This window comes from Rhizobium altiplani (assembly GCF_001542405.1).
GTDB lineage: Bacteria > Pseudomonadota > Alphaproteobacteria > Rhizobiales > Rhizobiaceae > Rhizobium > Rhizobium altiplani.
In genome coordinates, this window is the sequence record NZ_LNCD01000050.1 from 1 (window position 1) to 23,368 (window position 23,368).

General features: G+C 60.3%; 20 protein-coding genes and 1 pseudogene. 8 read left to right on the forward strand and 13 right to left on the reverse strand.

Annotation, left to right across the window (positions count from 1 at the left end):
• Together istB and istA are read right to left on the reverse strand one after the other, a co-directional pair.
• Positions 1-725 (reverse strand): annotated as a pseudogene (gene istB, locus AS026_RS10265) (IS21-like element helper ATPase IstB); the annotation flags it as partial.
• Positions 722-2,020 (reverse strand): IS21 family transposase, encoded by a 1,299-nt coding sequence (gene istA / locus AS026_RS10270; protein ID WP_062369591.1) that lies wholly within the window; start codon positions 2,018-2,020, stop codon positions 722-724. The pseudogene istB and the gene istA, both read right to left, overlap by 4 nt.
• Positions 2,021-2,943: 923 nt before the next feature.
• Between istA and AS026_RS42285 the strand changes: the two genes are divergently transcribed.
• Positions 2,944-3,111, forward strand: a complete 168-nt coding sequence (locus tag AS026_RS42285) for a hypothetical protein (protein WP_167354892.1) — start codon at positions 2,944-2,946, stop codon at positions 3,109-3,111.
• A 467-nt stretch (positions 3,112-3,578) separates the two neighbouring features.
• Here AS026_RS42285 and AS026_RS10280 read toward each other — a convergent pair whose 3' ends face one another.
• Positions 3,579-4,229, reverse strand: a complete 651-nt coding sequence (locus tag AS026_RS10280; protein WP_062369593.1) for a glutathione S-transferase family protein — start codon at positions 4,227-4,229, stop codon at positions 3,579-3,581.
• A 205-nt stretch (positions 4,230-4,434) separates the two neighbouring features.
• Entirely contained in the window at positions 4,435-4,668 is a 234-nt protein-coding gene (locus tag AS026_RS10285; RefSeq protein ID WP_025660329.1) for a hypothetical protein, read from the reverse strand.
• A gap of 242 nt (positions 4,669-4,910) precedes the next feature.
• Here AS026_RS10285 and AS026_RS10290 point away from each other — a divergent pair, with 242 nt between their 5' ends.
• Positions 4,911-5,315: a heme-copper oxidase family protein gene (locus tag AS026_RS10290; protein WP_018117009.1), complete on the forward strand. Its 405-nt coding sequence runs from the start codon at positions 4,911-4,913 to the stop codon at positions 5,313-5,315.
• Positions 5,316-5,426: 111 nt separating this feature from the next.
• On the opposite strand, the gene AS026_RS10295 is transcribed toward AS026_RS10290, so the two are convergent.
• On the reverse strand, positions 5,427-5,633 hold the full coding sequence (locus AS026_RS10295) for a hypothetical protein (RefSeq protein ID WP_018117010.1): 207 nt from the start codon (positions 5,631-5,633) through the stop codon (positions 5,427-5,429).
• A gap of 236 nt (positions 5,634-5,869) precedes the next feature.
• Between AS026_RS10295 and AS026_RS10300 the strand changes: the two genes are divergently transcribed.
• Both AS026_RS10300 and AS026_RS10305 read left to right on the forward strand, forming a co-directional pair.
• Entirely contained in the window at positions 5,870-6,298 is a 429-nt protein-coding gene (locus AS026_RS10300; protein WP_062369594.1) for an OsmC family protein, read from the forward strand.
• Positions 6,299-6,447: 149 nt separating this feature from the next.
• On the forward strand, positions 6,448-7,344 hold the full coding sequence (locus tag AS026_RS10305) for a DMT family transporter (protein WP_062369595.1): 897 nt from the start codon (positions 6,448-6,450) through the stop codon (positions 7,342-7,344).
• Between the two features lie 7 nt (positions 7,345-7,351).
• Here AS026_RS10305 and AS026_RS10310 read toward each other — a convergent pair whose 3' ends face one another.
• The 7 genes from AS026_RS10310 to ybaL form a co-directional block, all read right to left on the reverse strand.
• Positions 7,352-8,371 carry a polysaccharide pyruvyl transferase family protein gene (locus AS026_RS10310; protein ID WP_062369596.1) on the reverse strand — a complete coding sequence of 340 codons (1,020 nt, stop codon included), beginning with the start codon at positions 8,369-8,371 and terminating at the stop codon, positions 7,352-7,354.
• Between the two features lie 42 nt (positions 8,372-8,413).
• Positions 8,414-9,904 (reverse strand): lipopolysaccharide biosynthesis protein, encoded by a 1,491-nt coding sequence (locus AS026_RS10315; RefSeq protein ID WP_062369597.1) that lies wholly within the window; start codon positions 9,902-9,904, stop codon positions 8,414-8,416.
• A 67-nt stretch (positions 9,905-9,971) separates the two neighbouring features.
• The gene (locus tag AS026_RS10320) at positions 9,972-10,889 is read right to left on the reverse strand and encodes a glycosyltransferase family 2 protein (protein WP_062369617.1); all 918 of its coding nucleotides are present in this window, start codon (positions 10,887-10,889) and stop codon (positions 9,972-9,974) included.
• 666 nt (positions 10,890-11,555) lie between these two features.
• On the reverse strand, positions 11,556-13,178 hold the full coding sequence (locus AS026_RS10325; RefSeq protein WP_025660323.1) for a VOC family protein: 1,623 nt from the start codon (positions 13,176-13,178) through the stop codon (positions 11,556-11,558).
• 533 nt (positions 13,179-13,711) lie between these two features.
• The gene (gene secD / locus AS026_RS10335) at positions 13,712-16,267 is read right to left on the reverse strand and encodes a protein translocase subunit SecD (protein ID WP_018117018.1); all 2,556 of its coding nucleotides are present in this window, start codon (positions 16,265-16,267) and stop codon (positions 13,712-13,714) included.
• A 92-nt stretch (positions 16,268-16,359) separates the two neighbouring features.
• On the reverse strand, positions 16,360-16,740 hold the full coding sequence (locus AS026_RS10340; RefSeq protein ID WP_062369599.1) for a hypothetical protein: 381 nt from the start codon (positions 16,738-16,740) through the stop codon (positions 16,360-16,362).
• 54 nt (positions 16,741-16,794) lie between these two features.
• Positions 16,795-18,603 (reverse strand): YbaL family putative K(+) efflux transporter, encoded by a 1,809-nt coding sequence (ybaL, locus tag AS026_RS10345; RefSeq protein WP_062369600.1) that lies wholly within the window; start codon positions 18,601-18,603, stop codon positions 16,795-16,797.
• Positions 18,604-18,637: 34 nt separating this feature from the next.
• On the opposite strand from ybaL, the gene AS026_RS10350 reads away from it, so the two are divergent.
• Positions 18,638-18,943 (forward strand): helix-turn-helix transcriptional regulator, encoded by a 306-nt coding sequence (locus AS026_RS10350; protein ID WP_018859710.1) that lies wholly within the window; start codon positions 18,638-18,640, stop codon positions 18,941-18,943.
• A gap of 4 nt (positions 18,944-18,947) precedes the next feature.
• Here the strand turns inward: AS026_RS10350 and AS026_RS10355 are convergent, their stop codons facing one another.
• Positions 18,948-20,369, reverse strand: a complete 1,422-nt coding sequence (locus tag AS026_RS10355) for an ArnT family glycosyltransferase (RefSeq protein ID WP_062369601.1) — start codon at positions 20,367-20,369, stop codon at positions 18,948-18,950.
• Positions 20,370-21,015: 646 nt separating this feature from the next.
• On the opposite strand from AS026_RS10355, the gene AS026_RS10360 reads away from it, so the two are divergent.
• The 3 genes from AS026_RS10360 to cheY1 all read left to right on the forward strand — a co-directional run bounded on the left by AS026_RS10360 (position 21,016) and on the right by cheY1 (position 23,351).
• Complete coding sequence (locus tag AS026_RS10360) at positions 21,016-22,629, forward strand: globin-coupled sensor protein (RefSeq protein WP_062369618.1); 1,614 nt, start codon at positions 21,016-21,018, stop codon at positions 22,627-22,629.
• 63 nt (positions 22,630-22,692) lie between these two features.
• Positions 22,693-22,989: an STAS domain-containing protein gene (locus AS026_RS10365; protein WP_062369602.1), complete on the forward strand. Its 297-nt coding sequence runs from the start codon at positions 22,693-22,695 to the stop codon at positions 22,987-22,989.
• Entirely contained in the window at positions 22,986-23,351 is a 366-nt protein-coding gene (gene cheY1 / locus AS026_RS10370; protein ID WP_007530053.1) for a chemotaxis response regulator CheY1, read from the forward strand. The genes AS026_RS10365 and cheY1 overlap by 4 nt, the downstream gene beginning before the upstream one ends.
• The last annotated feature ends 17 nt before the right edge of the window (positions 23,352-23,368 follow it).

Sequence of the window (23,368 nt, forward strand, 5' to 3'; positions counted from 1 at the left end):
CCGCAAGGCCGTGGCGCGGGTCAATGATAGTCACATGATGCACCACCCCGTCGACAATAGCGGCAGTCTGCGATGCTTGGTTCGCCGAACACTGTTCCCCATTCTCCGACACTGCGGTTGGACGTGATGAGCATTGCACCCCGCTCGTAGCGCCTGGACACGAGCTGGAAGAACAGATGGGCGGCGTTGGGGTCGAACGGAAGATAGCCAAGCTCGTCGATGATAAGCAGCTTGGGCTTGGCAAGAAACGCGAGCCGCTCTTCCAGGCGTCCCTCGCCATGGGCTCTCACGAGCGTTGCAACCAATGCCTGCGCCGTAGTGAACAGCACCGTGTAGTTTTGGCGGATGACCTCTCTTCCAAGCGCGATCGCGAGATGGGACTTCCCAACGCCAGGCGGGCCAAGAAGCAGCAATGCATCGCCATTTGCCACCCAACGGGCGGTGGCAAGTTCTCGGATCTGTTGCGGATCGATACTGGGCTGCGCTTCGAAATCAAATCCCTCGAGATCTCGTACATGCGGGAAATGCGCGATCTTCATCGCCATGATGATGCGTCGTTCGTCCTTCCTTGCAATCTCGCGTTCGCACAGGAATGCGAGTGTCTCGCGGATGGTAAAGTCGGCCCGTGACGCTTCGTCAAGGAGGTTGTCGAGCTGATCGCGGATGGCCGTCAGCTTCAGTCGGCTCAGCCAGCCGATCAGCGTGTCATGATCAACTATCATCACCATTGCCCTCCGATTAGCCGCTCATATTCCGACAGCGGGCGAAGAAGGTCGGGTAGCTTGGGAGCCGGGAAATCGGCCCCCGCGGCTTGCTTGACAGGCATGCCGAAGCCACTAACGCCGGCAAAATGGGCGGGATCCGTCAGACGTCGATGACGACCGTGTGCCTCGGCATGGCTCGCGACAAGATGTCCAGCATGGAACACGCGGACCTGTCCCCCGCTGATTGTCACCTCGACAATCTCGCCGATGAGCCGCGAAGGGACCGAATAGGCGTTGGTGTCGACTTCAACGGCGCAGTCGACGTGAACCTTGCGCAGCAGCTCTCGAATCTGACGAAATGGAGGCCTGCCGTTTAGTGGACGTAGCGTCGCAGCTTCGTCGCGAACAAAGCGCTCGAGTGGTGGTTCGCCTGTCGTGCCATGGCATCTAAGATCGGCAACCGTGCGCATCCACCACGCCAGATGCCGGTGAAGCGCCTCCATGCTGTCAAAGCTGTGTCCGGCAAGTGCGTTGTGCTTCACATACCCGACGCCGCGCTCGTCTTTGCCCTTGGTGCGCGCCCGGTATGGCGCACAAGCGCGAGGACGGAACTCCCAGTAACGAGAGAAGGCGTGCAGTCGATCGTTGAACACAATCTCGCGCGTCACCGCGTCGTGCCGTGTCACCAATGCCGCAGCATTATCGAGCAAGACCTCGCTTGTGACACCGCCAAAATGCCTGAACGCTGCCTCGATGCCATCGAACCAGGCAGACTGACGTTCGTGAAGAAACGCAGTCACGAACGTGCGACGCGAGTAGCCAAGTGTCGCCACGAAGATGTAGACCCGAACCTTCTCGCCTCCGATCTCCATTCTCTTCTGGCCAAAATCAATCTGCATCTGCTGACCGGCCGGGGTCTCGAAGCGCATTGTCGCCAACGCTAGCGCCGCAAGCTGCTGGCGATACCCACTGACAGCCCGCTCAACCGTGCGGAGGCTGACCTCGATGCCGAGTTCACGGCCCAGATCCTGCCGCACGACATCAGCGTTGCCGCCATGGCGAAAGAACCGCTCACGAACCCACGCCTCATGCTTTGACAGTTGCGTTTCCCTGCGGGCTCGTCGATACCCGCGCCAGCCACCCGTCTCGATATATCGCTGCACCGTCGTACGAGAGCAGCCAAGCTCCAACGCGATCCGCCTAGTGCCCCAACCCAGCTTCTTGAGCCGCAGCATCGCAGTCACCTCGTCCGGTTCGAGCATCGCTTCTCTCCGCGCCAATCTCGCGGAGATCTTCGTACCTGTCTCGACGTCCATCAGTCCCTCCTAAGGTGTAAAAGGGGGACCAGTTTTAGGTGTCGCTACCGGACCAGTTTTACATGTCGCCTGACATGCCGGAAGTTGGGTGACGCCAAGCGGTATGCATCCGCGACTTCCGGGAATTTCCCGATTTTCCATATCAGTTGGGAAGGGTCTGCCCATGGCGGCATGCGTCAGGAATGATGGTCGTTGTTCTGTCAGTCGCTGCGATGGCGACCCACTTCCTCCCACCGACAGACGACAAAACGCCTCACCATTCGTCCACCCGCTGCGGCAGACCCCGTCCCCCCCCTCTAACGGACCGGAGTTTAGTGTTGAGGCAATACAACCGCATGACCCGTTTGGGTCATGCGGTTAAGGAAAATCGCGGTGTGGATGTAGTACCTCCGGCTGCCACGAAGATCATTGGCTTCTCCACAGCAGTGACGCACCAGTCGTAAGGCCACCCGCACGGGAAACCTCTTTGGCACAGCGTGCAGCTAGGCTGGCCCACGAAGGCGGACGCAGGACGACTTGGCCGCCTAGTTCGCCCTCAATTGGCCAGCCCCGGTCAGTAACCGCACGACAACGCGTTTGTCGGTCTGAAGCCATGTGCACAGGCAGGATTCACGGAATACCGCGGTTGATACTGAAAATCTCCGCGATTTGAACTTTGCGGAGTTGTTGTGCAGGCCGAAGCAAACGCGGCGAACCCTATCAGTATGAGCATCCGAAGTCTGCGCATGGGTTTCTCCCTGCAGCGGTTGAACTCGTGTAGAGGAAACAATCTACCACCCCATCTGGCGCATGCGAACGAACACTTGACGGCGAAATTGTCTTTGTGTGGAGCCGGTGGAGCGGTACCTTGCACGGCTTGAAATACGCCCCTTGACGCTGTCGCAAATGAAGAACAAAATAGGAACATTTCCATGGAGGTTCTCATGACCCATACTGAACAGGTTATCGCGAATGCCCTTGCTGCCGTCGCCGCAAGCCGGGCGGAGCGGGAGCGCGATGCCGAGCGCCGCAAACGCGTTTTCGGCAAGATCGATATCGGTCGCCCTCTGCCTGTGATCAAAGGCCAGCAACTCATCCTGGACCTGCACTGATGACAACGTAATTGAGACGATTGCCACCGTGCTGAAGGACGTCCGGTGCCAATCGGTATCTTGCGATGGCATTGCGTGGCCGGAACTCGTTTGCCGCCGGCCCAAATGAGTTGGTCCGCACCGGCTCCTGCCGCGAAATTCGACGACAGGGTGCCTCCCGTGACAGCGGCCCAATCGGCGCCGTCGCCCATATTGACGGGACTCGGGATCTCCTGCCCTCTGTGTAGAGCGTGTCGCGGCCAGGAACCATGTCGATATTGCCGTTGACCGCTCCTGGATCGCTGAAACCGAAATTGACATATCACTCGTCGCCCAGACCCGTCATCGCTGAGCCGGCCCGATGGAGAACGCTCAACGCCGATGGCTTGCTGACCGCCAACTGAGGCAGGTCATCAGCCTCCGCCTTTACCGTCGCCCGGCTCACGTGCTGAGGCGTGGTGGTAGGCAGGGCCCAAAGTGGATCTTTCTCAGTCAGCCGATGCTGCAGCGAAAACCGCCAGTTGGGCGTCGAAGGCGCGCTTGAATGCCGGCCGCGCTTTGCCGCGGGCGACATAGGCGGAAAGGTTCGGGTATTCGTCCAGCATGCCCAATCCTTCCAATCTGCGCAGCACCGTCACCATGAGGATGTCGGCGGCGCTGAAGTTCCCGTCGAGCCAGTCGGCATCGCCAAGCCGATCGGAAAGTTTCCTCATTCGCTTGCGAATGCGTTTGTCAATCATGGGTAGGCGCTGCTCATACCATGGCTGGTCGCCTTCCAGGAACCTGGCGACTTCGCGATCGACGATCGGCGGCTCTATCGTGTTCAGCGCGGCAAACATCCATGCGATCGCACGTGCCCGGGCATTTGTATCCTCAGGCAGCAGGCCCGGATAGCGCTCTGCGATGTGGAACACGATCGCCCCCGACTCGAACAGGGCGAGATCGCCCTCTTCATAGGTCGGAATCTGCCCGAAAGGTTGAAACGCGAGATGCGCGGGTTCCTTCATCGCTTTGAACGATAGAAGACGAACGTCGTAAGGCTGGCCCACTTCTTCGAGCGCCCAGCGAACGCGCATGTCGCGCGCCAAAGCCCTCCCGCGATCGGGCGACCGTTCAAAGGCGGTAATGGTGATGGCCATTTTTGTTCTCCATAGCGTGTCTGTCTTGAAGACGACTGGCTAAACGAGATTCCGACACCCAAGGTTCAAGATAGTCCTCGCGATTAGTTCAAATAGTCAAGAAGGATTCCTGCTGGCGCGAGGGGCAGCTTTCGACTTATGCTAGCCGTTTCTTCTGCACACGCCGCAAACGCCCACATCGCGAAGGGTGCGTTGCCTGCTTCGACTAAGCCATCCTTCGCAGCACATCGAGCAGCGTCTGGGCGTCATCATTGGCGCCGATCCGCCGTAGGCCGTCGTCCGCAAGCGTAGCGATCGCCTCGAGCGCTTCGTGCTCACTCCAGCCCGCATCGACCGATGCCGCGACGAGATCGCGGAAGGCGAACTGCAGCGCGTCCTGGCAGCGGATGTCCCGGTCAGGGTCATCAGTGGCGACGAAGGGTTTGTAAATGTCTCTCATCTCGCTCTCCGCGAATGTGCCGACGAGGCAGAATAGTCGAAATGTGTTTAAGGAAATGCTTAAGAATTTGCCAATCTTCTGGGGTGAAATGCCGATGCGATGGGCGGGGAGTGTTGCGGCGCGTAGCGGTCTCCCGCAACGGTAACAAAATGGTCTTCAGAAGGTTAAATCTCGGACGGCCGCCGTTCTCAATTCTATTGCGGAATGATAATACTGTCAGCGCAAACGGAGGGGGATACTCTATGCCACGCATATCGCAGCTATACTTCAGGACGGCAGTCATATTTCTGATTATCGGCATCCTCATGGGGCTGAACATGGCGATCTCGCAGGATCATAGCGTGATCGGCGCCCATGCGCACTGTAATCTCTTGGGTTGGGTGACCATGGCGATCTTTGGCGGCTACCACGCCCTCAATCCCCAGAAGGCCGAGAAGCGTCTCGCGATGATCCAGTATTACGTATACACGGCAGGCATCGCGCTCATGGTGCCGGCGCTCTATCTCATGCTTCAGGGCAATACGGCCATGGAGCCGATCGTCGCTCTCGCGTCGGTCATCACCTTCGTCGGCGTGTTGCTGTTCGCTTTCATCATCTTCTCCAGCGAAAAGGTGGTACTCACACCGCCGGCGCCGTCATATCGCTGATCTGTCCAATGCAGCGTCTGGCAGGGTAGCCACCCTGCCGGGTACTCCGCCCAGCGCATCTCGTCGCCGGACATCGATGTCGCTTTAATTGCGAGCCCGTCGCACGCACGTTCAATGGACGATCTGAATCCGGATCTGTTCCTTCGCCGCGTATTCGTGGCAATCGCCGGCAGCGTCGCCGACGAAGATCACATCGCCATCGGAATCGAACAGGCCCCAGCAGGCTTCGTCGTCGAGGTAGACTTTTCTGACATAGCCGAAGGGTTCGGCATCGAGGACGACGCTGGGTGCATCAGGAACAGCCGCAAGTGTTCGCATGGATAACTCCATTGAGTCGTTTCTGTTTTAGTGCAAGCTTATATTGCACTTTGAAGCTGACCTGGGGCTATCCTTAGAAATCGGGATGGGAAACTGAGGTTGACGAGCGGACGGATTGGAGTCGGCCGAATCACCCGAGTGGTCTGTTTCCGCCCCTTCGCCGGAGCTGAAGCGCATTGCCGCGGGCAATCAAAATCCTTATCTAGCACAGGCTGTCATCACCAAAGGATTTTCTCATGGCCGCCGATCTCAAGGCTCGTCCCCGTCCCGTTGGAGCAACCGCCGTTCTTGGTCGCACCGGCTTTCCACATGTCACCTCGGCCACCAAGGGTGAGCTCGATATCGTCACCGGCGCCTCGCAACCTGGCTTCAATCCGCTTGACCTCCTCTATGCGTCGCTGTCAGCCTGCCTGGTCCTGAGCGCGCGCATTGCCGCAAGCCAGATGGGCATGCTCGACCGGATCACGGAGATCACGGCCGACGTTACTGGCGAGAAGGCAAGCGAAGGCCCGTCGCGTGTCCAGACATTCAACATCGCCTTCTCGATCAAGGGCGACCTCGATGAAGAGACGCGCATGAAGATCGCCCATGCGGCGGAAGAAATCTGCACGGTCAGCAACACAATTCGCGGGGCGCCTGAATTCTCGACCGTCATTTCCGGCTGATAGGCTCGGTGCTGCAAATTCGCATCGGCGGGCAATAAGATTGCGCTTTTGCCTGCCCCTGTCGCTCCTCGGCTATCACAACACCATCGCTTCTGATAGGTCCGTTGCTCGCCGCCGGTCGTCAGGCGGTCAGAACGCATCGAGAGCTAATGTCGCAGGCCGCTTCCACCGTCGCAGAAACCCCCGCATCCAACCGTTTTCCCCTCGCCGCCCTGATCCTCGGCGGCGCGGCGATCGGCGGCTCGCCGATCTTCGTGCGGTTGTCGGAAGTCGGGCCGATGGCGACGGCCTTCTGGCGCGTCGCCCTGGCGCTGATCCCGATCTTCATATTCTCGCTTGCGAAGGGCAAGGATGCGGGCTCGAAGCCTGAAAAGCTATCCGACTATGCCCTGCTGGTCGTGCCGGGTGTCCTGCTCGCCATGGATCTCGCGGCCTGGCACCTCTCCATCACCATGACGTCGGTGGCCAATGCGACGCTGCTTGCCAATCTGGCTCCCGTCTTTGTCACGGTGATCGGGCTTCTGTTTTTCGGCGCAGTCGTTACCCGTGTCTTCGTTCTCGGGCTGGTATTGGCGCTTTCTGGCGTGGTTGTCCTGAAGGGCGGTCCTGCGGCGCTTGGCAATGGCGACCTCAGCGGCGATGGCGTCGCGGTCATCGCAGCCGTGTTCTATGCCGGCTACATCCTGGCAATCGGCAAGCTGCGCAGCCGGTTCGATACGGTCCGCATCATGCTCTGGAGCACGGCGTCGGCTGCTGTCTGCATCTTCCCGATCGGCTTCTTCTACGAAGGCCACATGCTACCGCCGACGGCCTATGGCTGGGCGATCGTCTTCGGTCTTGCCTTCGTCAGCCACGCGGGCGGGCAGGTGGCGATTGCCTATGCGCTCGCCTATCTGCCGGCCGCCTTCTCCTCACTGACGCTGCTGCTGCAGCCGGTCGTGGCGGCAATCCTCGCCTGGGTTCTGCTCAGCGAACCGATCGGCCCGATGCAGGCGGTCGGCGGGGCAGTGGTGCTCGCCGGGATTCTGGTTGCCCGGCGAGGCTGATCTCAAATCAGGCGGCGGCCGCAGCGGCGACGCGACGCGCATCGAGGATGGCGAGCGCCTCGTCGACCGTTGAGGCAAGCTCCGCCTTGTCGCTGTTGCAGGTGCCCCAGGCCTCGATGAAGCTGCTCGTCTTGCCGTAGCTGTTGTCGAGAACGCAGTGATCGGCGCCCAAGAGCACGCACATGATATGCCCGTGCATGCGATCGGTGATGACCTGGCGCGCCGAGCTCAGCAGGGCGACGCCACGGTCGAAACGCTGCTGCGCCCGTTCGCGATAGGCAAGCTCCGTCATCCGCGCGCGGCCGCCGATACGGCCGGTGAGAAGGCCCTTCAGGATCGCGGCGTGCTTCGTCTGGCGCTGGAAATCGGCAGGCTCGTCGGGCCAGTCCGATTTCACGGTACCCGGACGCAAGGTTGCTGCCGTCAGGTCCTGTGCGGTGCCGACTTCCTGGTCCTCACGCAGATTGAGCAGCAGCTCGTGCTGCGGCGTCGGTCGAGTGACCGGACCGATGCAGAAGGCCATGTCCGGGCAAAGCCGCGTTTCGCACTGGAACCAGCGCTGGGCAAATTCCAGGCTTCGCTGGTCGCGAACGAGAAGCGTGAACTGACCGTGGCGCTCGATCGCACGCGCGGTGCTGTCGACATTTGCCTGCTCCTTGAAATGGATCGTCTGCGGCATCTGGACGATCGGGCGGCCCTTGTGCTTGTCGAGCAGGCCTTCGCGGAACTGGCGGTAGCCGGCCCAGATGTCACCGAAATTGCCGCCGCCGTGCAGGAAAATGCGACCGCTGCTGATCGCGCCGAGCATCCGGTCTTCATCATAGGTCGGGATCTCGGTCACGTAGGTCGGGCGCGTACGTTTCTTGTCGAAATAGGCAAGCTCGCCGAGCCAGATGGCGCTGTCGCCAATATTGTAGTGGTTCGGGAAGTCGAGAAGCGCAAAACGCTCGGACGGATCAAAGAGGTCGGAAAGGCAATTGGCGATCACGCCCTGCAGGCGGTTGATGATCGTAATATTGGATTCCATGAAATGCTCCTTGTTTACGGACACTCGGGTCCATGCAAGCGGCTAGGCTTCGGCCTGTTTGCGGAATGGGTTGAGGGACATGGCAAGCGCGATGTAAGGGCGGATGACCGAGCGGCCGAAGATCGGCAGGAACGCCAGGTAAATCAGTCCGCCCAGGCCGATGCTAAGGCCAAGCGCGAGCCAGCGGTTTTGAATGTGCTCTACGATGACCGGATGCGCGAACCACACGCAGACGGCCATCAGTGTCGCGCCGCAGAAGGGCAGGGCGACGGCCTTCAGCGTGCTTTTGGATTCGATATGCGCGTATCGCTGAAGCACATATTGCTGATAGGGCATCGTCAGCCAGGCACGCAGCGTATAGCCCGCAGCAACGGCGACAACGCCGTAGGGGACGAGCAGCCAGGTGAGGATCAGCGTCGTCACGAGCTGCAGGGCGGCGACGGACAGGATCGATTCCGCCCGGTTGACGGCCGAGAGCGCCGACGAGGCAAAGAAGTTCGTGACGAAGGGAACCGCCATCAGCACGAGGACGGTGGCGATATCGCCGGCATTGCCCCACTTGTTGCCGAAGAGCAGCGCGATCATGTCGTTCGACAGGGCGCCGAAGCCGAGCAGCAGCGGGATGGTTCCGAGCGCGGCTGCACCGACGATCTTGTTGTAGGCGTTGCGGAAGGCCGTGTGGTCGTTCTGCAGGCGCGACAACGTGACGAGCGATACGCTGCCGATCGGGGCCAGCACCGCTTGGCCGATCAGCTCGATCAGCCGCCAGGCAATGCGATAGCGGCCGACTTCGACCGGGCCGAACCAGCGCGAAATGAAGATATCCTGCACGCGGGCAAGCAGCATCCACATCAGCTGAGTCACGACAAGGCTGATGCTGAAGAGGAAAACGGACCGGAACATCGGCACATTGAAGCGAAACTTCGGCATCCAGGGATAGTAGAACCAGCCGAGGAGCACGGTCACGGCGGCGTTCACCGCGGTCTGCGCAACGAGCGCCCAGACGCCCCAGCCGAGAAAGGCGCAGACGACTGCGGTGATGCCTGAGAGCAGGCTGGCGGCGATTGCCTGCCCGGCGAGGCTCTTGTGGCCGAATTCACGGGCAAGGCGCGCATTGTGGATGACGGCCAGCGACGAAATCGGAAGCAGTGGTGCCAGCCAGCGCAGAATGCCTGAAACCGATGGATCGCGCACCAGATCGCCGTAGTAGGGCGCGAAGAAGAACACCAGCGAGGCAACGATGGCGCTGAAGGCGATCGTCGCCCAGAAGGCGGTATCGGCAAGCTCCTCGTCGAGATCAAGCTGGCGCGTGACCGCATCGCCGAGGCCTGCATAGGCAAGCACGCGGCCGATTTCCACGAAGAGGCTCGCAAGCGCGAAGGTACCGAAATCGCCGGGCCCGAGAATGCGTGCGAGGATGACGAAGATCACGAAGGTCGCGATTGTGCTCCAGGCCACGCGAATGACCGACCAGAGGACGGAAAGTGCGGTTTTCTTCTTAAGCTCGGCGTGCGCAATTGCCGTATCGGCCATGCATTATCCAATCGAATTTGGCTCGCGAAGAGTCGCGCGGTGATTCTGTTGGCGGCGAAGCGAAACCTCAGGCGGGCTGCTTTGCCTTCGGCGCTCGCCAGTAGGCGAGCATGCCGGTCAGGTTGTCACGAAGCTGGCTGCGGTAGGTCAGGCCAAGTTCCTCGTTGAGTTTTCGGCGCCCGATGGCCTCCATGAGCGCCTGGCGGATTTCCCAGCGCAGCATGCCGCGCATGTTCGAGCGGCGATCGAAGAGATATTTGGCGTACAGCGCTCCGTTGCCGAAGGCGTAGCCGGTCTGGAGACGCTTGATATCCGCGAGTTCACGCCGTCCATGGAAGTGTTTGACGGCAAAATCCGGCAGATATTCGACACGCACGCCGGCATTGAAGGCGCGGTGCACGTAGTCGGTGTCCTCACCGGAGCGGAAAGGGGAGCCCGCCCCGAAGCGAGTATCGAAAAAGCCGATCTTCTCGACCAGCCCATGGGGAAACGCCATGTTCGCGCCATGAATGAAGCCGCCGGCATGCAGCTCGCTGCTCAATACCGCAGGTTCCATCTCGGGCTTGATCGTGACCGGCAGGTCGCGTGTGTCGCCGAGCTCGATCCGCCCGCCGCGCATGACCATCTCGGTATCCGAACTGAAAAGCGCTGCGAGCGTGCTGAAATAGTCGGGGAAAATCTCGCAGTCGTCGTCGGTGAAGGCGAGGACACGGCCTCTCGCGGCGTTGAGGCCCGTGTTGCGGGCGACGGCGAGGCCGGGTTTCGCTTCATAGATCAAGTTGGTCTTGATCGGCGCGGTCGACGCCCATTGGCGGACGACGTCCGACGTCTCGTCCGTGGAGCCATTGTCCACGAAGACCAGTTCAAGTCTCAGATAGTCTGCCTGGCGGGCGGCAATAGAAACGGCATCCAGGCAGTTCGTTAGTCCATAGGCCCGATTTCTCGACGAGATGATCAGGCTGATGTCCACGGGCCGAGGAGGCATGCAAATTCCCCTTCTGCGATCGATGTCGAGGCGAGGATAGGGCTGGGACCCCGCTTCGGCAAGGAGCATTTTGCGCTGCAGCAAAATAGAACAGTTGGAGCAGTTCGCAGACGAATGTGGTAATTTCTTGCCTTCTGTATCGTTCAAGACAATCTAAATATAGATTTAAAAGATAAATGCTGAATTCCGGGGATAATGTAAGTGGAAATAATTCGTAATAATTCATAATTCTAGTTTCAAAAATATATAGTATGATCAAATTGAGAAAAGATATGTAAAGATGTCGACGTATATTGTATAAAAAAATACGGCAGCGTCGAAATATATTTACGCCGTATAAGTGTTGCAAACAGTCATGGCATTGCCTTTCAATTTCTGGAAAAGAGACGGGCACGTCTTCATGAATAACAAATAACCGAGGGCCTTTGCGCAGTGGCGTTCGTTGCTGACGTTTAGCACGAAGCAGAAAGGTACAACCGTCGGGAACAGCAGACCTTTGTTCGCTATCGTCAAGCGCGAGTTTGTGAAGGCTTGTTTGTCTTTGCTTTGAAACGTTGCTTCCGAACGCCGCAAAAGGACGGAATTGCGGGCGTGTCCGCGCGCGTCGGTGCATGAATGCAGGGGAAGGCAGGGCCGGTGCCGCCCCTGCGAAAAAGCCGTTCCGAGCTAGTTGATCTGCTGTGCCAGCCATTTCTGGATGATCGAAACATCAGCGTCGCCGAGATCGTGTCCGCCGGCGATGACATCAGAGTCGACGGTCGCTCCCGATTGTTTCAGCCGGGTTTCGAGGTCGCTGGCATATTTGCCGTAAGCATCCGTCTTGCCGCTGATGACCAAGAGATCCGTGCCTTTGAGATCGGCGTGCGGATAATCCTTCAGGACCGGCATGGAGCGCAACAGCACAGCTTTGTGCACCAAATTCGGATGCAGATAGAGGAGCGAGTTGAGCAGGTTCGCGCCGTTGGAATAGCCGACATAGACGATCTTCTTCGGATCCAGGCCGTAGGACGATACGGCTCCCTCGATGAAGGCGGCAAAGGCCTCGGCTTCGTTCTTGATATCGTCCTGGTCGAAGGAGAACGGCGTGATGCGCTTGTACCAGCGCGGAATGCCTTCCTCCGTCGCCCGTCCGCGCACGCCAAGCAGCGTGGCACGCGGGGCAGCCTCGTGCAGCAGGGGCATCAACGTCGTTTCGTTGCCGCCTGAGCCGTGCAACAGCACGAAGACGCTGCCGTCAGGATCCGGCGGCGTATAAAAGCGGTGCACGAAGGGCAGGTCGCGGTAGTTGATGCGGGGCTCGCCGGGCATCGAAAATTGCGGCAGTACGACCTTCAGATCCTTGAGATCGGTGATTGGGTCCTTGGGAACGAAAAGCTTGGTGCCGAGCGTGGCCCGCGGCTCGTCCACCATCATGCCGGGCTTGTCTGTCGCCAATTCGATCAGTGTGCCGCCTGGCTCGCGGGCATAGAGCGATTCGAAATACTTGCGATCGTGCAGGTTCGTCGCCGACGCGCCGCTTTCCTTCAGGGCATCGTGCACCTTGTGAAGTTGCTTCTCGTCTACGGCGCGGAAGGCGACGTGATCGGCCGTCCCGGTACCGGGCGCGCCGGACCAGAAGCCCTGGGCATTCCTGATGTCGACAATATCGCCCGATTCCGAGACAAGCCGGTCGATATTGCCGCGCGTTTCCTGGAAGCGGTAGCCGAAATGACGCTCCGCGAAGTCACGGCTTTCGGCCGGTTTCTCGGTGAGCATGGTGACGCCGCGTACCCGCTGAATGGCGTGTTCGACCGGAACGCCCGCGCCGTCCCAGGTAGCGGGCGACTTCAGATCACGGGCGCCGGCGAGCTTGACGATGATATTGTCGGGGTCCTTCAGCCGCAGCACAGGTTCGCCAAACTCATCGGCCGGGCCTTCAGAGCGAAGTCCGAAACTCATGCAGCGGGTGAGCCAATAGCCGATGCTCGATGGATCGATCGCAAGCGACAGCTCACCGATCTGGCTGTGGCCGACGCGGCCGGGTGAACCGTCTTCCCATACAAGGAAGGTCACCAACGAGCCGGGGCTGCCAACGCCGTCCCCGTAGAAGAGATGAAGCTGCGTGGCGTCTTCGAATCCGGCGGTCTGCTTGACCAGCCGCATGCCGAGAAAACCCGCGTAGAAATCCACGTTTGCCTGCACCTTTCGGGTCAGGAGGGTCACGTGATGGATGCCAGATACCATTGAATACAGTCCGGATGGATTGGGAGGCGTCGCCATCGCCAGCATTAGTGCAAGTATAAACGTCATGCCGTTATAATTGGGGTTTGCCTCGAAGGTTCCGCATAAAGAACTAAGCTATCTCCACGCGCCTGCAAATTCAAACTGTCCAGTCCGTCCAACACTTCGCGGAATTGCTGAAGGGTCGGCGGCTTGAGCATGCAGGTGGATGCTGCCATCGAGCGCGCGCAGGTTTTTCTCGCGCGGCCGTGAGGCCAAGCCCCGGGCCGGCGGGTCGCCCTGCCTGCGGCAGCTTCCAGAAGGCGTCGAAGATCTTGTCCTGATAGGTGGGGTCGGTACCAGGCCCGGCTCTTCAACTGGTCTCCGTCAAGCTTGCCGGCCAAGTCGTCGAGCAGGATTTCCGCGTACATCGCGATGTCTCGCGGCGGCGATTGCAGATCGTGCGAGGCGATTGCCAGGAAGCGCCGAATGCGCTCCTCGTTTTCAGTCGATTCAATCGGTTGCTCGGACGACATGCTGCAGAACCTCCCAGTCGGGCGAGAATAGAAAGAGGGCGCCGGTTCCGCAACCGGCGCCCTCATTTCGTTTGATCTCACTAGCACTCAGCCGGCGGTCTTGCGCGGCTGGCCCTCTTCCGGAGGGATGATTTCTGCTTCGGGTTCGGCCGCAGCAATGGCCTTGCCGTGGCGACGACGCCAGTCGCCGAGGAAGAGCAGGATCGGTGCTGCGATGAAGACCGACGACGCGCCGGCAACGAGAATGCCGAAGACCATCGGGATCGCGAAGCTCGAGACCGCGCTGCCGCCCCAGATCGCCATCGGCAGCAAGGCAAGAAACGCCGTCGCGTTGGTGTAGAGGCTTCGTGCGAGCGTCTCGTTGATCGACCGGTCGATGATCTCGCGCAGCGGCATCGACTTGTAGAGGCGCATGTTTTCACGCATGCGGTCATAGACCACGACCTTGTCGTTCACCGAATAGCCGACGAGCGTCAGGATGGCTGCGATGGCTGTCAGGTTGAAGTCGAGGCCGGTCAGCGCGAAGAAACCGATCGCCTTGGTCACGTCGAGGATAAGCGTGACGATAGCGCCGACAGCGAATGGCCATTCGAAGCGATACCAGATGTAGAAAAGCATCGCCAAGCTTGCGATGACGACCGACAGAATGCCGGCCCAGGCGAGCTCGCCGCTGACCTTCGGACCGATGACATCGGTGCCGGTAACGGTTGCCGACGGGTCGATCTTGACGATCTCCGCCTTCAGCTTTTCAACGGCTGCCGTCTGGGCTTCTTCCCCACCTTCCTGACGCTGCGCACGCACCGCCATGGTGTTGTTGTCGCCGTAGGTCTGGAGGGAGACTTCGCCGAGGCCAAGGCTGTTCAAGCCTTCGCGGAAGCGGCCGAGATCGGCGGCCTCCTGCGTCTTGACCGACATCTGGATGCCGCCGCGGAAGTCGACGCCGTAGTTGAGACCCGGATGGATGAAGAGGACGACCGAGGCGATCGACAGAAGCGCCGAGACCGTCACGCCGAAGAAGCGAGCCTTCATGAACTGGATATGGCGGCCGTAAGGGTTGAACATCATCGGGATCATCGGCTTGATGTTCAGGACCTTCAGCTTACGACGGCGTGTGATCTCGATCATCGTGACGCGAACGAAGGCGACAGACGTGAACATCGAGATGATCAGGCCAAGCGCCATGGTCACAGCGAAGCCGCGGACCGGGCCGGTGCCGAACCAGAACAGGATGGCCGCTGCGATCAGCGCCGTCATGTTGCCGTCGATAATCGTCGAATAAGCGCGGCGGAAGCCGGTATCGATGGCAGCGAAGGCGCTCTTGCCCTTGCGCGTCTCTTCGCGGATGCGCTCGTTGATGAGAACGTTCGCGTCGACCGCAAGACCGATACCGAGGACGACACCCGCGATACCTGGCAGCGTCAGCGTTGCTCCGACAAGCGTCAGGGCCGAGAAGGTCAGGATCGTGTGGATGAGCAGCGCGAAGTTCGCGAGGAAGCCCCACGTGCCATACAGGATGAAGATGAAGGCTGCGACAAGCGCGAAGCCGACGAGACCCGAATAGATACCCATGCGGATGGCGTCCGCGCCGAGGTCGGCACCGACGGTGCGTTCTTCGATGACGGTCAGCTTGGCAGGCAGGGCGCCGGCGCGCAGCATGGCGGCGAGCGTTGTTGCGCTGTCAGCCGAGAAGTTGCCCGAAATCTGGCCGGAGCCGCCGGTGATCGGTTCGCGGATGACAGGTGCGCTCAGCACCTTATCGTCGAGAACGATGGCGAACGGATTGCCGACGTTCTGACGGGTGATGTCGGCGAAGCGGGTTGCGCCGGCGCTGTCGAAGCGGAAGCTGACGACGGGCTCATGCGTATTCGGATCGAAGCTGACGCGCGCATCCGAAAGACGGTCACCCGAAATCTCGACGCGGTCGAGAACTGCAAAGCTGTTGCCCTGCTCATCCTTCAGCATCGTCACGCCCGGTCCCGGAGCGTTGTTCGGAGAAAGCATGTGGAAGGACATCTTCGCGGTCGAGCCGAGAAGCTGGCGAAGGCGAGACGGGTCCTGTGCGCCCGGGAGCTGCACGAGCACGCGGTTTCCGCCGATGCGCTGGATCGTCGGTTCGGCGACGCCGACCTGGTCGACGCGCTGGCGAATGACTTCAAGGCTCTGCTGGACCGCGGAATCGACATTGGCTGCAATGCCGGCCGGCGAGAAGGCGACGAGGATATTGCCGCCGCTGGTCGTAACCGAGAGATCGGACTGGCCGGCGCTGAGGCCGGTGGCAATCGCATTGCCGAGCGTCTTCAGCTGTGTGACCGCATCGTCCGTCTGTGCCGTATCCGTCAGGGTCACGACGATCTGGTTCTGATTGCGAACGACTGATTTCGTCTGGATGTTCTTCTCGCGAAGGACGCGGCGGGCATCCTGCAGGAGCGACTGCAGGCGCTCGCGGGTCAGGTCCGCTTCGTCAACTTCGAGAACGAGGTGCGAGCCGCCGCGAAGGTCGAGACCGAGCGAAACCTGGTTATGCGGCAGCCACGAGGGCAGACGCGCGAGGGTGGATTGCGGCAGTGCGTTCGGCAGAGCGATCAGAATGCCGAGGAGAATGATCACCGTATAGGTGAACACCAGCCATGGTGAATTACGCATGTTGTTGTTTATCCTTGATAACGCTTGAGCCTGCGCTCCTCGCGCTGGCGGCGTGTATTAAAAGCAATGGAAAGCGCCGGACCGGCGCGCATTCATGCCGAGGCCGCAGGCGGGCCGTGCGAGTCGTAAGCCTTCGCATCGGCGGCGCGAAGCGCGGGATGGAAGGTTGCGAGGGGCTGCTCACCGCCAAGGCGGAGCTCGATATCAGGCGTCGCGCCAATGGCTGCTGCGCCGGAGTCGTAAGGAACATGTTTGGGAGCCGCCTTGCGCTCGGCGGTCAAAATGCCGCGGACGGTATCGCGAGCGCTCAGCTGCAGCGGCTGGCCGTCCTTGGCGGACGAGGAGACCGAGTTCGCACCGCGGCTGGGGACGATGACCAGATTGCCGCCGAACAGAAGGCCAAGATAGGCGAAGACGGCAATGACCAGCGAGATCGCAACGCGGCTGCCCATGCGGCGTGCGTCGAGCCTCATCTCGTGGTCATCTGGATTTTCAACCTCGTACCGGCTCAACGGCGCAAAAGTCTCTCATTCTTTATCGGGAGAAGGCGTGTCCTCGACTGCAATTGTAGCAGTGTCGGCCTCATCTTCATAGCGCACACTGTCATGATGCACTTGGGCGAGCCGGTCAACCATGCCCATGGCGATTTCGCGTTCGCCCATGATAACAGTGTCTGCACCGTACTCCAGCAATTCATCCACTTCGGCGTCGGAATGCGCGCGGGCGACGATCAGAAGCGAAGGGTTGATGGTGCGCCCTTGGTCGGCAACCCTGCACGCCTCGAATGCGTTGGGGATGGCGATGACGAGACTGCGGGCGCCGGCGATGTTTGCGAGGTCGAGCAGCTCGCGCGAGGCGGCATTGCCGCTGATCGCTTCGATCCCCTGATCCCGCAGTTCGCCGATGCGGTTGCTCGAGTCCTCGATGACAAGGAAGGGCGTGCCCGATGATTTGAGGTTTTGACCGACGATGCTGCCGACACGGCCGTAACCGACAATGATTGCATGCCCGCGAAGCGCCGTCGGCTGCCTGTTCTCCTCTTCCTCTGGCTCGGGCTCTTTAGCCGGCTCTGGCACATTCGCCGCTATCGGCTCTTCGCGCTTTGTCCGCTCCAGCACGCGGCGCAACCGATCGCAGGCGTAGAACAGCAGAGGGTTGAGGATGATCGAGATCAGCGCGCCGGCAAGGATGAGGTCGCGCCCCTCCTCGGGCAGCAGACCGAGCGAGACGCCGAGTGCGGCCAGGATGAAGGAGAATTCGCCGATCTGCCCAAGGCTCGCCGAAATCGTCAGCGCCGTGCCGACAGGTTTGCGGAACAGCCGTACGATCAGGAAGGCGGCGATCGACTTGCCGATCACGATAATGAGAACGGTGGCAAACACTGGCAGCGGTTTATCGATCAGGATGTTCGGATCGAACAGCATGCCGACCGAGACGAAGAAGAGGACCGTGAAGGCATCGCGGAGCGGCAAGCTTTCCTGGGCGGCGCGCTGGCTGAGTTCGCTCTCGGCCAGAACCATGCCGGCAAAGAAGGCGCCGAGCGCCAGCGACACGCCAAACAGTTTCGAGGCACCGAAGGCAACGCCGAGCGCGATCGCAAGCACGCCGAGGCGGAACAGTTCGCGGGATCCACTGTGCGCGATGCGGTGCATCGTCCAGGGAATGAGGCGGCCCCCGAAAACCAGCATCACCCCGACGAATATCACGACCTTGACCAGGGTCATGACGATGATGCCGCCCATGCCAAGGTCGAGGCCGAGGAGCCGGCTGATCGCGGCTGAAAGCGGCTCTGCCGTCGCATGCTCTCCACCGCCGATGCTGGCGGCTGCCGGGATCAAAACGAGCGCCAGGACCATTGCGAGGTCCTCGACGATCAACCAACCGACCGCGATCCTGCCGCGATCGCTATCGATCAGCCGTCGCTCCTGCAGCGCCTTCAAGAGGACGACTGTCGAAGCGACGGAAAGAGCGAGTCCGAAGACAAGGCTCCCTCCTGTCGGCCATCCCATGAGCGCCCCCAGTCCCCAGCCGAGTAGCGTGGCAAATCCAATCTGCACGATGGCGCCGGGTACCGCGATGCCGCGAACGGAGAGGAGGTCTTTCAGGGAGAAGTGCAGCCCGACGCCGAACATCAGCAGGATGACGCCGATCTCGGCCAGTTCAGGCGCAAGGCTTTGGTCGGCAACAAAGCCCGGCGTATGCGGGCCGGCGAGAACGCCTGCGACGAGATAGCCGACCAGAGGCGGCATTCGGAGCCTGTGGGCGAGCGTGCCGAGAACGAACGCAAGCACGAGGCCTCCGACGATTGTCGAAATCAAAGGCGTATCGTGCGGCATCATTCTCTCCCGAACTGGAAATCCCGTTTAAAACATGACATATATGGCCTATATCAACCAATATGGGTGGTTTGACATTATGGGTCAAGGCGCAAAGGAAACAATTCTGACCCCGGCATTGTGCCGGGCCGCTCGCGGATTGCTTGGCTGGACGCAGCTCGACCTCGCGGAACAGGCCGCCGTGTCGCGCAGCACCATCCGTGACTACGAAGGAAAGCATCACGATATCCATCGTGCAACCGAGGCGCAGTTGCGTCTCGCCTTCGAGCGAGGGGGCGTCGTGTTTGTGGAGGTTGAGGGGACGGGAACATGCCTTGGCCTCCCGTCTACCCCGAAGTGAGGTCCTATTTGCCGGTCAGGCAGGCGGGCGAAATCCTGTAGGAAAAGATAGTCTTGCCGCGGTAGTAGCCTTCCGTCGGCTGCCAGCTGCGGACCAGCTCAGGCGTTTGGGCGCACTCGACCGGGTGTGTCGTCACAAAAAGCACGTCGTCTGCAACGTCGCTCGGCAGCGCAAAGGTCTGCTCGTAATAGTTGTCAGGCGCGTCGACGGGCGGCTGCGCGTAGATACGGACAGGATCGTTCCTCAGCGTGTGGAACATGTCCGCCAGGAGATCGCGGCTGTCGCTGACAATGATCGAGGTGCCGGACTGCCGCGCCAGCTCGCCAGCCTCGCGGCTGATCGCGCTACGGCCGAGATAGCGCTTCATGATCTCGCTGCCGTTCGGCAGCACCAGCTGGTGCGCAAAGATCGCGGCAAGAGGAAACAGAAAACTCGCCGTGCCATTTATGGCAAGCGACAGGCGCAGGCCCTTGGGCCAAAGGCGGTCAAGCAACCACACGGCAAGGATCGTTCCCGCGATATAGGCCGTCACGCCCCAGTTGGCATAAGCCTTGGCCACCAGCGCCTGGAAGGTGATCAGCACAACGACAGGGATAGACAGCCAGATCAGCAGCTTTTCCCTAGGCTCGCTCTTGCCCTTGAGTGCGCGGACAACGGCCCAGAGCATCGCGAAGAATACGATCGGCCCGACGACGCCGAATTGCGCCGCGAAGAATTCCAGGCCGCCGGCCACATTGACGCCGGGCTTGCTCCAATGCGCGATGTTGGTGGTGTGACGGACCGTTGTTCCGTCATGGGCAAGATTCCACCAGAGATTTGGCGCAGCAACGACAAGCGCAACGATGACGGCTGTGAAAAAATCGCGCCAGGCGATGCGTGCGCTCGGAAGCAGAATGAGCGCGATCAACCCGCCGGGAACGACAAAGAGGATCGCGTATTTCGAGAGGAAGGCGCAGCCGACGGCAGATCCCATGAGGATGGAGAGGCCGACGGAACGCTTCTCGGTCAGGCCGAAATAGGCCCATAGTGCCATCGTCAGGAAAAAGAGAAGCACGACATCGGTCGAAAAGAACACAGATGACAGGGCAACGCCGGGCAGGGTGATGAAGGTCGCGCCGGTCCACCCTTCAATCCTCGGTCCGACAAAGCGCTTGGCCGTCTTCATCAGCATGATCGCGGTTGCCATGTAGATCAGCGGTCCGCTCACCCTGATCCAGTAGATCGACGTCGATCCTGCAAGCTCCGTCATGGCTCGAATGACCCAGGCGATCATCGGCGGCTTCGAGTAGTAACCGAAATCGAGATTCTGCGACCAGAACCAGTATTGCGCCTCGTCGACGAACAGATCGGTCGTGTCGAAATGGAGGGTGATGACTCGCCAGAGCGTCACGCCAAGAACGATGAGGAGACCAAGTCTGGCAGACATGAATGCAATTCCCGCTGAACTCAAATACCGCAGTAAAGCCAAAGATTAACGCACCGGCATGCCGGTGCGTTTGACCACTCGTTACAATCTGGTTGTGGAATTTTAAAGGACGCGCAGGGCAACCTGGCTGCGGGTCGCTTCGATACGGTCAAGCAGCGCAACGGCTGCGAGAACAGCGATCGAAAGAACGCACGACCCCAATCCGAAAACAATCATTGCCCAATCCTTCTGACGTCATGTCACGGTTATTTCCGGGCATATACCACAAAGCTTGCCTAGGACTGTAGCAGCGCCGCAACGCAAGCCCAGTAATTCATAGATGGTTATTGGGGCCTGCTGGAAAGTCGACATTCATAAAACACGCATTAACCTTCAGGCAAGGAATTAACCATAAACATTGCATGACACGTCGGAATGGGAAAACTCACTCGTTCCCACCAGGCATGACGCCGCACCGCCGTACCGGTCGATCCGGAATCCATCTCATCAAGCAGCTCCGAAGCAGAATCGACTGATGGGGAGGCTTCACGCCGCCGGCTGCAGCCGAGGCAAGCCACCAATCGGCAGCGTGCACGCCGCGCGGAGCAATAGTTTAATGACGGGCAAGCGCCCGGCATGTGGTTGGGGACAGGTGTTGGGGCAGGAAATGCCATCAGATCAGGCTCGAGGAGCGCAGGCAGGCAGCTTGCGCGAGAGGCTGCGCTTTGCCGGTCTCGACGCCGAACACTGTGATTTGGTCCGGCGCCACCGTCTCGACCTTCAGCAGCATCTGACCGCCGGTCTGCGTGACCTTTTTCAGCGTTTTCAATCGTTTCCAGACGCGGCGCGGAATTTCGAGAGCGAACGTCAGGTCGAGCGCCTCCACGACCTGCAGGCCTCCCACTGGGATGTTCTGACCGATGCGCGCTTTGACAGCCTTTATGCCGAGCGTGTGAAGGTTCTGTCTGATTCCGAAAGCAAGATGGGTCTCGACCCGCGCTGGCATGTCGCGGGTCATGGCGTTGTTCTCGAGCATATCATCGGCGGCCTCGCAACCGAGTTGGCCGGTCGCTCCTTCCTGCCGAGCAGCCGTCGTCGTGCCAAGGAAATCTCCGACCTCATGTCGGCGATCATTCGCCTCGTGATGGTGGATGTCGAGATTGCCGTATCCTTGCGTTTCAATGCCTTGCGGGCCACCCAGCAGCGTGCGCTTGCCGATCAGCGCGCCAGTGACAAGGCGGACGTCGCACGCGTATTCGCCGATGTTATCAATGGCCTTGCCACGCGCGACCTCACGGTTCGTGCGACCATCGAGGAAGACGGCGCCCATCGGGATATCGCGCAGGCGCTCAACGGTGCGCTCGATGCCGTCCAGGCCAAATTTCAGGCGATCGCCGAAAAGACGGCGGTTGCCGGAACCTCCGTCCAGACGCTTGGCGATGCGTCGAAGCAATTCGCCGGAAACGCGTCCGTTCATGCCCAGCAGTTGCTCTCCTCTGCAGCTGCGCTTGCCGATCTGTCGGAAAGCGTTCGCCACGGCGCCGCGGGTAGCCGGGCTGCCGAGCAGGCGGCGGCCACGACCCGCGCCGCGGCCGAAGAAAGCGGCCAGGTTGTCGGGCGCGCGATTGCTGCGATGGCGGATATCGAACAGTCTGCCGAGCGGATCGGACAAATCATCGGCGCAATCGACGAGATTGCTTTCCAAACCAATCTGCTGGCGCTGAATGCTGGCATCGAAGCCGCGCGCGCCGGCGATTCCGGACGTGGTTTTGCCGTGGTCGCGCAGGAAGTACGTGCGCTAGCGCAACGCTCGGCGGACGCGGCGCGCGAGATAAAGACGCTGGTGAGCACCACCAAGTCGCAGGTGGATGCCGGCGTCCAGATGGTTGGACGTACGCAGGATTCGATTGGCAGCATCGTTCGCCAGGTCAGTGAGATCAACACGGCGATCGCGATGGTCGCTAATCAGGCCAGCGAACACGCTGCGAACCTCGATGTCGTGACAGCTGACGTGAAGGGCCTCGGCGCCCAGATGACCGATAACGCGGCTTCCGCATCGCGTTCAGCCGAAGGCGCCGACTACCTGCACAGTGTCATCGTCGAACTCGGCCAAACGATCCGCGAGTTTCGTATTGCCCGGCAGAACGCCGAGCCCGCGCGCCCCGCGCCGCTGTTCTCCCCGGCGATCGGCATCAGGCGGACCGCCGATGTCGTGGCTGACGACGAGGACTTCGGATTTGTGCAGCCGGTCGCCTCGGCCGGAGGGCGGATTGTTTACTAACGGACCGGTATATGAGCGCCGCTCACATACGTTGAGCAGTAACCAGGAGACAAGGAAGAGCTGATGGCGGCAAGGAAAACTGGGAAAACGCTGAACCTGTCAGCGGTGCTTGATCTGAACGAAGCAACCATGCTTCGCGACAAGCTCGTCTCGTTGCGCGGCAATGATCTGGCCATCGACGCGTCCGCGGTCGAACGCGTCGGAGCCCTGAGCGCGCAGGTCCTGATAGCAGCCGCCAAGACCTGGGACCAGGACAAGCTCGCCTTCACGTTCAGCAAGGTTTCGGACGCATTTCAGAAAACCATGCAGCTGATTGGTGTCGATATCCACCATCTGCTCGCCAAGGAGATCCGGCAATGAAGAAAAAAGTGCTTACCGTGGATGATTCACGGACCATAAGGAACATGCTTCTCGTGACCCTCAATAATGCGGGCTTCGAGACGATCCAGGCTGAAGACGGCGTCGAGGGCCTCGAGGTTCTGGAAGAATCCAATCCTGATGTCATCGTCACCGACATCAACATGCCGCGCCTTGACGGTTTCGGCTTTATCGAGGGTGTTCGCCGCAACGACAAGTATCGTGCGATCCCGATCCTGGTCCTGACGACCGAAAGCGATGCGGAAAAGAAGAACCGCGCGCGCCAGGCCGGCGCCACCGGCTGGATCGTCAAGCCTTTCGACCCTGCCAAGCTGATCGATGCCATTGAGCGTGTAACCGCTTAAACCCAGGATTTTCTCCT